Below are 444 nucleotides of genomic sequence, written 5' to 3' on the forward strand. Positions count from 1 at the left end.
GAAAGAGAACAATGAAGAAGACGCCATGCGTCTGGCACGTATCAACGATCGGTTTAAACGCGAGGGTAAACCGTTGCTGAAGAAACTGGACGATCTGCCGAAGGATTACCAGGAGCCGGACCCGTATCTTGATGAAACAGTGAAGATTGCTCTGGACCTGGCGCATCTTGAACAAGAAAAACCAGCGGAGCAGGCGGCAGCCGGTAAGTAACGCTAAACAGGCACAAGAAATTGTGCCTGTTTTTTTTAACAAGCTCATAAAGCCGTCAGTATAATGCTACAAAATGTAAAGTTGTGTTTTTCTCGTGACTTACAGCCTGATAATACTTGAAAATAGCCATAAGACCCATACGATGTGGGTAATCGCATAGTGCGCTTTGTTAAATTGAGGTTAAAAGAAAATTATGATGCGAATCGAGCTCTTCCTGCTGACGAACCTGGCGG

Annotated in this window: 1 protein-coding gene; it reads left to right on the top strand. The window is 45.0% G+C overall.

Annotated features, from left to right (window positions below; translation table 11 throughout):
• Nucleotides 1-211 (top strand): carboxy terminal-processing peptidase (locus F7Q90_RS26095; RefSeq protein ID WP_170283822.1); only part of this gene is annotated, 211 nt, incomplete at its 5' end.
• Between the last annotated feature and the right edge of the window lie 233 nt (nt 212-444).

Origin of the sequence: Pantoea stewartii subsp. stewartii (assembly GCF_008801695.1) — a bacterium.
Classification (GTDB): Bacteria; Pseudomonadota; Gammaproteobacteria; order Enterobacterales; family Enterobacteriaceae; genus Pantoea; species Pantoea stewartii.